We start from the raw sequence: 9289 nt of genomic DNA, 5'->3' as shown, positions 1-9289 counted from the left end.
GTTCCGGGGGTGGTGGGCAGGGGGATGCCGGTCAGCGCGGAGAGGTCGTCGGCGGGGACGTCGAGCAGTACCGCGTAGTCCGCCAACAGGTCCGGGGTGAGGGGCTTACGGCCATGGCCCACCTGGCCGAAGGTGGAGGCCGCCCAGTACCGGTAGGTGACCGTATGGAAGGTACTGGCGATGGCCGGCCAGTTGAGATTCCGGTTGTGCAGCATGGACATGAGAAGGGCCCCGGGCCCCGGAGGGTAACGACGGCCCGGCGGGGTTTCCGGGACGGGCCGGGTGCGCTCGGCCTGGGGCAGGGACGCGACGAATCGGCGCAGCGTGTCGAGCTGCTGCGGCGGGAGGTCGGCTGCTTCCCGGAGGACACCGGTGATGGCGCGTCCGGCGGTCGCGTCCACCGGGGCGAGGTCGTCAGGGGTGTCGGTGCCCGCGATCGCGAAGACATCCGCCGCGTGGAGGCCGAGGGCGGGTGCGAGCCGCCGGAGGAGGGGCGGCGCCGGTGCCTCGCCGCCGTGGAGGACTGCCGTCAGCTCGCGCTCGGGGACGTCGACGTGCCGGGCCAGGGCGGCCGGTCGCAGCCGCCGGTGAGCGAGCAGCCGCCGTAACCGCGCACCGAAGTGGTGTTCCCCCACCGTCGCCCCCACCATCGGGTCAGATTAGGCCGACGATCGCCCCGAGACCGACGGAACCGGCGGAACCGAAGAAGCGGACGTGCCCTCGCCGGGGAACCCGCGTTCCTGCTGAGCAGCAGCCGACTCGCCCCGTAAGAGGCGCGTCGGACGCGGCGCGGGCACGGCGGAGGGCCGCATCCCCGGTCCCGGGGATGCGGCCCTCGACTGCCTTGCCCAGCCGGCCGCTTACTTGCGGATCAGGCTGCGCAGCACGTACTGCATGATGCCGCCGTTGCGGTAGTAGTCGGCCTCACCGGGGGTGTCGATGCGGACGACCGCGTCGAACTCGACGCCCGTGTCGGTGGTGACCTTGACCGTGCTCGGGGTGGTGCCGTCGTTCAGCTCGGTCACGCCGGTGATGGAGAAGGTCTCCTCGCCGGTCAGGCCGAGGGAGTCGGCAGACTGGCCGGCCGGGAACTGCAGCGGCAGGACGCCCATGCCGATGAGGTTCGAGCGGTGGATGCGCTCGTACGACTCGGTGATGACGGCCTTGACGCCGAGGAGCGCGGTGCCCTTGGCGGCCCAGTCGCGGGACGAGCCGGAGCCGTACTCCTTGCCGCCCAGGATGACCAGCGGGGTGCCGGCGGCCTGGTAGTTCTGCGACGCGTCGTAGATGAAGGAGACCGGGCCGCCCTCCTGCGTGAAGTCGCGGGTGTAGCCGCCCTCGGTGCCCGGCGCGATCTGGTTGCGCAGGCGGATGTTGGCGAAGGTGCCGCGGATCATGACCTCGTGGTTGCCTCGGCGCGAGCCGTAGCTGTTGAAGTCGCGGCGCTCGACGCCGTGCTCCGTGAGGTACTTGCCGGCCGGGGTGTCGGCCTTGATGGCACCGGCGGGAGAGATGTGGTCGGTGGTGACCGAGTCGCCCAGCTTGGCGAGGACCCGGGCGCCGGTGATGTCGGAGACCGGGGTGGTCTCCATCGTCATGCCGTCGAAGTACGGGGGCTTGCGGACGTAGGTCGACTCCGCGTCCCACTCGAAGGTGTCGCCGGTCGGGATCGACAGGGCCTGCCACTGGGCGTCGCCCGCGAAGACGTCCTGGTAGGACTTGGAGAACATGTCCTCGCCGATGGCGTTGGCGACGACGTCGTTGACCTCGGCCTCGGTCGGCCAGATGTCGGACAGGAAGACCGGCTTGCCGTCCTGGTCGACACCGAGGGCGTCCTTGGTGATGTCCACCTTCATGGAGCCCGCGAGGGCGTACGCGACGACCAGCGGCGGGGAGGCCAGGTAGTTCATCTTGACGTCGGGGTTGATCCGGCCCTCGAAGTTCCGGTTGCCGGAGAGGACCGAGGTGACCGCGAGGTCGTGGTCGTTGACGGCCTTGGAGACCTCCTCCGGCAGCGGTCCGGAGTTGCCGATGCAGGTGGTGCAGCCGTAGCCGACGAGGTTGAAGCCGACCTTGTCCAGGTACGGGGTCAGGCCCGCCTTGTCGAAGTAGTCGGTGACGACCTTCGAACCCGGGGCGAGGGTGGTCTTGACCCACGGCTTGCGGGTCAGGCCCTTCTCCACGGCCTTCTTCGCGACGAGCGCGGCGGCGACCATGACGTACGGGTTGGAGGTGTTGGTGCAGGAGGTGATGGCCGCGACCGTCACCGCGCCGTGGTCGATCTCGTACGTCGAGCCGTCGGGGGCGGTCACGGTGACCGGGTTGGACGGGGCGCCGTTCGGGGCGACGGCCGGGGAGTCGGAGGCCGGGAAGGACTCCTGTCCGGCCTCGTCCACGGAGTCGACGTAGTTGCGGACGTCGACCTTGAACTGCTCGGCGGCGTTCGCGAGGACGATGCGGTCCTGCGGGCGCTTCGGGCCGGCGATCGACGGGACGACCGTCGAGAGGTCGAGCTCCAGCTTCTCGGAGAAGTCGGGCTCGGCGGCCGGGTCCAGCCAGAGGCCCTGCTCCTTGGCGTACGCCTCGACGAGCGCGAGCTGCTGCTCGGAGCGGCCGGTGAGCTTGAGGTACTTGATGGTCTCGCCGTCGATCGGGAAGACCGCGGCGGTGGAGCCGAACTCCGGCGACATGTTGCCGATGGTGGCGCGGTTGGCGAGGGAGGTGGCGGCCACGCCCTCGCCGTAGAACTCGACGAACTTGCCGACGACACCGTGTTTGCGGAGCATCTCGGTGATCGTGAGCACGAGGTCGGTGGCGGTGGTGCCGGGGGTCAGCTCACCGGTCAGCTTGAAGCCGACGACGCGCGGGATGAGCATGGAGACCGGCTGGCCGAGCATCGCGGCCTCGGCCTCGATGCCGCCGACGCCCCAGCCGAGGACGCCGAGGCCGTTGACCATGGTGGTGTGGGAGTCGGTGCCGACCAGGGTGTCGGGGTACGCCTGGCCGTTACGGACCATGACCGTACGGGCGAGGTGCTCGATGTTCACCTGGTGGACGATGCCGGTGCCCGGGGGGACGACCTTGAAGTCGTCGAACGCGGTCTGACCCCAGCGCAGGAACTGGTAGCGCTCCTTGTTGCGGCCGTACTCCAGGTCGACGTTCTGCTTGAAGGCGTCGTTCGTGCCGAACTTGTCGGCGATGACGGAGTGGTCGATGACCATCTCGGCCGGCGAGAGCGGGTTGACCTTGGCCGGGTCGCCGCCGAGGGCCTTCACGGCCTCACGCATGGTGGCGAGGTCGACGACACAGGGCACGCCGGTGAAGTCCTGCATGATCACGCGGGCCGGCGTGAACTGGATCTCCTGCGACGGCTGGGCCTGGGAGTCCCAGCCGCCGAGGGCGCGGATGTGGTCGGCGGTGATGTTCGCGCCGTCCTCGGTGCGGAGGAGGTTCTCCAGCAGCACCTTCAGGCTGTAAGGGAGGCGCGCGGCGCCCTCCACCTTGTCCAGCCGGAAGATCTCGTACGACTCGTCGCCCACCTGCAGCGTGCTGCGGGCGTCGAAGCTGTTCGCCGACACGACAGTCTCCTTCATTCCATGTGCGCGTACCACCGCATCCTGCCGCCACGCCCCCTTGGCCGATCCGCTAAGGTATGGCTAAGTTAGGTACCCCTTACCGGGGTGGCGGCCGCAGTGCGCCTCGGCAGATATCTCGATGTCGAGATAACAGTAGTACATGGGCGCGGGCTGGTCATGCCCGGCCCGATGTGGCGTGCGCCAATCTCCGTGCCGTCGCCCCGCTCGTCGGCGGCCGGAACGGGAAATCTCGGTTGATCCGCACTCTGGCGGATGAATACTGGCTGTCGTCCCCGTCGATGCGGTCCGGTCCGCGTTCGATGTCCTCGCACGGGACCGGGAGGGCCTGCACGCATGACCATGCACGTCGACCAGGTGGACGTGACCACCGAGATCGTCGAGTCCCTGGTCCGGGAGCAGTTCCCCCGGTGGCGCGGCGAGGCGATCCGGCGCGTGGCGTCGACCGGGACGGTCAACGCCATCTTCCGCGTCGGTGACGGCCTCTCCGCGCGTTTCCCCCTGCGTCCGGCCGATCCCGCTGAGGCGCTGGCGGTCCTGGAGCGGGAAGCCCGGGCGAGCGCGGAGCTGGCCGAGGTGTCGCGGTTCCCCGTCCCGGAACCCGTCGCCCTGGGAGAGCCCGGGGCCGGTTACCCCATGCCGTGGTCGGTCCAGACATGGCTGCCGGGCACGGTGTCCTCCGCTGCCGACCCGAGCGGCTCGGACGCTTTCGCCGAGGACCTCGCCGTCTTCATCGCGGACCTGCGGGAGGCCGAGACGCGGGGCAGGGTCTTCGACGGCGACAATCGTGGCGGCGTCCTCACCGACCACGACGCGTGGATGGCGAAGTGCTTGGCGGAGAGCGAGGAGCTGCTCGACGTGCCCCGGCTGCGCGGGCTGTGGAGCCACTTTCGGGAGTTGCCCCGCACGGGCGCCGACGTGATGAGCCACGGTGACCTGATTCCCGGCAACGTACTGGTCGCGGGAGACCGGCTCGGCGGCGTACTCGACACCGGCGGGTTCGGCCCGGCCGACCCCGCGCTGGATCTGGTCGGCGCCTGGCACCTGCTGCGGACGGGCCCGCGGGAAGTGCTCCGCCGGGCCCTGGCCTGTGACGATCTGGAGTGGGAGCGCGGCAGGGCATGGGCGTTCGAACAGGCGATGGGTCTCGTCTGGTACTACGTCGAGACCAATCCGGCGATGAGCGGCCTGGGACGCCGGACACTCGATCGGATTCTGGGGTCGTCGGAGTGATGCGGTGTCACCCGGGTCGAAGGCTTGTCGGGTGAACGCGGTGTCGGGCGCTCCCTCTCCCTACCCGGTCCGCACGAAAAGGCAGAACGGGTGGCCCACCGGGTCGTAGAGGACCCGCACATCGCCCTGAGGCTGGAAGTCCGCCACGGTGGCCCCCAGGGCGCGGGCGTGGTCGACGGCTGCTGGCAGATCGTCCACCTCGATGTCCAGGTGCGTCATCATCTGCTGTTCGGCCCGCGTCGAAGGCCACCGCGGTCGGGTGAAGAGCGGCTCCGTCTGGAACGACAACCCGGCACTGCCGTCGGGGGGTGCGATCTCTACCCACGCCGGGTGGTCCTTCCGCACCGGCCACCCGAGCAGGCCCTGGTAGAACCGCGCCAGTTCGCGAGCGTCCGGAGCGTCGAGAGTGGTCGCGGCCAACGTGAAGCGCGGTGGGGATTCCATGCAGTACTGCTGCCCGGTTTCGCCGCACAGCACCGAAGGAAGCGGCGTCTTATTGCGTTGCGGGGCGTTTCCCGGGCTTCCTAGCATGGCTGTTCCCCATGGTGACTCCCCACGGTCGCTCCCCATGGGCCCCTCCCCATGGTCACTCCCCGTGGGTGGGGGACGAGCCCTGTCCGCGGCCGTGCCGACGGATCGGAGATCCCACGCGATGACGTCCCACCTTCACGCGCTCAGCTTCGACGCGAACGACCCGGTCGCTCTCGCGCACTTCTGGGCCGGCGTCCTGGACCGGGAGACCACCGAGGACCCCTACGGAGGCATCGCGCTCGCCCCGGACGAGGACACCTCGCTCCGGCTGCGCTTCCTGCCCAGCCAGGACAAGAAGACCGTTCCCAACCAGATGCACTTCGACCTGACCAGCACATCCCTCGACGACCAGCGGCGGATCGTGGAGCGGGCACTGGAGCTCGGCGGCCGTCACATCGACATCGGCCAGCTCCCGGAAGAGACGCACGTGGTCCTCGCCGACCCCGAGGGCAACGAGTTCTGCGTGATCGAGCCGGGCAACAACTTCCTGGCCGGCTGCGGACTCGTCGGCGCGCTCGCGAGCGACGGTTCGCAGGAGGTCGGGTACTTCTGGAGCCGGGCGCTGGGCTGGCCCCTGGTCTGGGACCAGGACGAGGAGACGGCGATCCAGTCACCGCACGGCGGCACGAAGATCACCTGGGGTGGTCCGCCGCTGGCCCCGAAGGTCGGGAAGTACCGCCTCCACTTCGACCTCGTCCCGTCCGCCGACAGCGACCAGCAGAGCGAGATCGACCGGCTCGTCGCGCTCGGCGCGGCCCCCGCCGACATCGGCCAGGGCCCGGTCGACTGGGCGGTCCTGGTCGACCCCGACGGCCACGAGTTCTGCGTACTGCCGCCCCGCTGAGGCAAGTACCCCCCGGCCGAGCCCAGTTGCCGTACGCGGGAGGGATGCGGACCGAAGAGCGGGGTACCCGTCGGGCATCGGGAAATCGGGAAGGAGACAGTCATGCCGCTCACGTTCCGCAAGAGCTTTCAGATCCTGCCGGGTGTGCGACTGAACATCAACAAGCGCTCCTGGTCCATCACCACCGGCGGCCGCAACGGCCCCCGCCACACCCACAGCAGCACGGGACGCCGTACGACCTCGATGGACCTGCCCGGTCCCTTCGGCTGGCGCCGCACCCGCAGCGCGCGGCGCCACTGAGCCAGGCTGACGCTCCATCAGCTGACATCGCGCGACATCACCTGAACGGCCCCGCGTCACACCCCCAACAGACCCCCCAAGAGGCGTCATCTCATATCTGAGATAACCTCTCCCTCATGGCAGACGACTACCTCGAACGCATCGGCAAGCTCATCCGTGACGCACGACAGCACCGTGGCTGGACTCAGTCGCAGTTGGCGGAGGCGCTCGGGACGAGCCAGAGCGCGGTGAATCGTATCGAGCGCGGCAATCAAAACATCAGCCTTGAGATGATCGCCCGAATCGGTGAAGCCCTCGACAGCGAGATCGTCTCACTGGGCTACGCGGGGCCGATGCATCTGCGGGTGGTCGGCGGGCGTCGGCTGTCGGGCGCGATCGACGTGAAGACCAGCAAGAACGCGTGTGTCGCGCTGCTGTGCGCCTCCTTGTTGAACAAGGGGCGCACAGTGCTGCGCAGGGTGGCCCGTATCGAGGAGGTGTACCGCCTTCTGGAGGTGCTCGGCTCCATCGGCGTACGCACCCGGTGGATCAACGGCGGTGTCGACCTCGAGATCGCGCCGCCGGCCGAGGTGGACCTGGACGCGATCGACGCGGAGGCGGCGCGCCGCACCCGCTCGATCATCATGTTCCTCGGCCCGCTGCTGCACCGCATGGACCACTTCAAGCTGCCGTACGCGGGCGGTTGCGACCTCGGGACGCGGACGATCGAGCCGCACATGATCGCCCTGCGCCGGTTCGGTCTCGACATCACGGCCACCGAGGGGCTGTACCACGCCGAGGTGGACCGCTCCGTCACCCCCGGCCGTCCGATCGTGCTGACCGAGCGCGGCGACACGGTGACCGAGAACGCGCTGCTCGCCGCCGCCCGCCACGACGGCGTCACCGTCATCCGCAACGCCTCGTCCAACTACATGGTCCAGGACCTCTGCTTCTTCCTGGAGGCCCTCGGCGTACGGGTGGAGGGCATCGGCACCACCACGCTCACCGTGCACGGCGTGCCGCACATCGACGTGGACGTCGACTACTCGCCCTCCGAGGACCCGGTCGAGGCGATGAGCCTGCTCGCAGCGGCGGTCGTCACCGAGTCCGAACTGACCGTGCGCCGGGTGCCGATCGAGTTCCTGGAGATCGAGCTGGCGGTCCTGGAGGAGATGGGACTCGACCACGACCGCTCACCGGAGTACTTCGCCGACAACGGCCGCACCCGCCTGGTGGACCTCACCGTCCGCCCCTCCAAGCTCCAGGCCCCGATCGACAAGATCCACCCCATGCCGTTCCCCGGCCTGAACATCGACAACGTCCCGTTCTTCGCGGCCATCGCCGCCGCCGCGCAGGGCCAGACCCTCATCCACGACTGGGTCTACGACAACCGGGCGATCTACCTCACCGATCTCAACCGCCTCGGCGGCCGCCTCCAACTCCTCGATCCGCACCGGGTGTTGGTCGAGGGCCCCACCCGCTGGCGCGCGGCCGAGATGATGTGCCCACCCGCGCTGCGCCCCGCCGTGGTCGTCCTCCTCGCGATGATGGCCGCCGAGGGCACGTCGGTGCTCCGCAACGTCTACGTCATCAACCGCGGCTACGAGGATCTCGCGGAACGCCTGAACACGGTGGGGGCGCAGATCGAGATCTTCCGGGACATCTGAACGGCGCGGTGTCGTGCCCCTTGAAGGCAAGGGGCACGACACCTCAACATGCCTGCTGACCTGCCGATATTCACCTTCACAACCCTTCACTGATCACTGTTGTTTTTCAGCACCTTGTGCAACGCCCGTGCAAGATGATCTTGAATGGCTGACGATACGTCAGGTATCCCTGAGGATCCGTCAGCCTTCACGGAGGGTTGCCGCCGAAGTGGCCCTCAGCGTGCGATGTCGGTCGTGTCGCGCCGACCGCGCCCGGTCGATCACCGGCACCCATGTCGACGCCCCGGCAAGCCACCCTGGCAACCATCATGGTGCTGAGGCAGCGACCTTGCCCGCTTTGGTGCACCGTCGCCGACCACGAGCATCGGCTCGCGCATCCCGCGCCGCCGATAGTCGCGCAGCAGGTCCGCCCAGGACTCGGTGGACTCGCGCAGACCCTCGGTGATCGCGATGAGTTCCTTGGCGCCGTCGATGCGGACGCCCATCAGGACCAGGAGGCTGGAGTGCGTCTGGGACAAGCGGATCTTGGGATGGACGCCGTCGGCCCAGACGTAGACGTAGTCGGATCCGGCCAGGTCACGGCGCTGGAACTCGGCGTGGTCGGCGGTCCGCTACTGCGTCAGCCGGGTCACCGTAGCCAGCGACAGCCCGGCCGAGGAGCCCAGGAACTGTTCCATCGCGGGCACGAAGTCGCCCGACGACAGGCCGTGCCGTGGAGATAGAGCAGCGGCAGCACCTCGCTGATCTTCGGGGACTTCCGGCACCACGGCGCCAGGATCTTCGAGGAGAACCGCTGACGTTCACCCGTCGTCTCGTCGACCCGCTTGTCGTTCACGCGCGGGGCGGCCACCTCGACCGGCCCGGCAGCCGTGGTCACGGTCCGCGGCCGGTGCCGGCCGTTGCGGACCACCAGCCGGCGACCGGCCTCGTCACGCTGCCCGGCGAGCTCGGCTATGTACTGGTCCACCTCCGCCTCCAGGGCGGCTGCCAGCATCCGCCGAGCACCCTCGCGGACGATCTCGTCGATCAGGGAACCGGCCTCGGTGGTGCCGTCTTCGTTGACTACGCTGAGCACGGGCGTGCCTTCCCGACCCGCGTTCGCAGCGCGGCCCTACTCGGTGACTTGACGATCACTCACTCGG

At 69.1% G+C, this 9289-nt stretch carries 7 protein-coding genes and 1 pseudogene; 4 read left to right on the top strand and 4 right to left on the bottom strand.

The features are described from left to right. The coding region (locus P1P70_RS03095; protein WP_319234328.1) for a helix-turn-helix domain-containing protein at positions 1–650 on the bottom strand (650 nt) is incomplete at its 3' end. Positions 651–860: 210 nt separating this feature from the next. Next, on the bottom strand, positions 861–3578 hold the full coding sequence (gene acnA, locus P1P70_RS03090; RefSeq protein WP_319234327.1) for an aconitate hydratase AcnA: 2718 nt from the start codon (positions 3576–3578) through the stop codon (positions 861–863). Between the two features lie 351 nt (positions 3579–3929). Between acnA and P1P70_RS03085 the strand changes: the two genes are divergently transcribed. Beyond that, a complete protein-coding gene (locus tag P1P70_RS03085) occupies positions 3930–4826 on the top strand; it encodes an aminoglycoside phosphotransferase family protein (protein ID WP_319234325.1) in 897 nt (298 codons plus the stop codon). A gap of 60 nt (positions 4827–4886) precedes the next feature. On the opposite strand, the gene P1P70_RS03080 is transcribed toward P1P70_RS03085, so the two are convergent. Continuing rightward, positions 4887–5270 (bottom strand): VOC family protein, encoded by a 384-nt coding sequence (locus P1P70_RS03080; RefSeq protein WP_319234323.1) that lies wholly within the window; start codon positions 5268–5270, stop codon positions 4887–4889. Positions 5271–5478: 208 nt separating this feature from the next. Here P1P70_RS03080 and P1P70_RS03075 point away from each other — a divergent pair, with 208 nt between their 5' ends. From P1P70_RS03075 to P1P70_RS03065, 3 genes are all read left to right on the top strand, one after another. After that, positions 5479–6201, top strand: coding sequence for a VOC family protein (locus tag P1P70_RS03075; RefSeq protein ID WP_319234321.1), 723 nt, complete (start codon positions 5479–5481; stop codon positions 6199–6201). Between the two features lie 102 nt (positions 6202–6303). Next, positions 6304–6501: a DUF4236 domain-containing protein gene (locus tag P1P70_RS03070; RefSeq protein ID WP_319234320.1), complete on the top strand. Its 198-nt coding sequence runs from the start codon at positions 6304–6306 to the stop codon at positions 6499–6501. 116 nt (positions 6502–6617) lie between these two features. Continuing rightward, entirely contained in the window at positions 6618–8147 is a 1530-nt protein-coding gene (locus tag P1P70_RS03065; RefSeq protein ID WP_319234319.1) for a UDP-N-acetylglucosamine 1-carboxyvinyltransferase, read from the top strand. Between the two features lie 341 nt (positions 8148–8488). Here P1P70_RS03065 and P1P70_RS03060 read toward each other — a convergent pair. After that, a pseudogene (locus P1P70_RS03060) lies at positions 8489–9222 on the bottom strand (transposase); the annotation flags it as partial. Between the last annotated feature and the right edge of the window lie 67 nt (positions 9223–9289).

Origin of the sequence: Streptomyces sp. MB09-02B, assembly GCF_033794485.1 — a bacterium.
GTDB lineage: Bacteria > Actinomycetota > Actinomycetes > Streptomycetales > Streptomycetaceae > Streptomyces.
Note: the sequence above shows the minus strand (reverse complement) of the source record. Positions and strands in the feature narration are given on the sequence as shown.

What these genes read in the sequence shown, in the direction of transcription:
- P1P70_RS03085 (WP_319234325.1), top strand. Translation starts at nt 3,930, where the DNA reads ATGACCATGCACGTCGACCAGGTGGACGTGACCACCGAGATCGTCGAG.
- P1P70_RS03080 (WP_319234323.1), bottom strand. Translation starts at nt 5,270, where the DNA reads ATGGAATCCCCACCGCGCTTCACGTTGGCCGCGACCACTCTCGACGCT.
- P1P70_RS03075 (WP_319234321.1), top strand. Translation starts at nt 5,479, where the DNA reads ATGACGTCCCACCTTCACGCGCTCAGCTTCGACGCGAACGACCCGGTC.
- P1P70_RS03070 (WP_319234320.1), top strand. Translation starts at nt 6,304, where the DNA reads ATGCCGCTCACGTTCCGCAAGAGCTTTCAGATCCTGCCGGGTGTGCGA.
- P1P70_RS03065 (WP_319234319.1), top strand. Translation starts at nt 6,618, where the DNA reads ATGGCAGACGACTACCTCGAACGCATCGGCAAGCTCATCCGTGACGCA.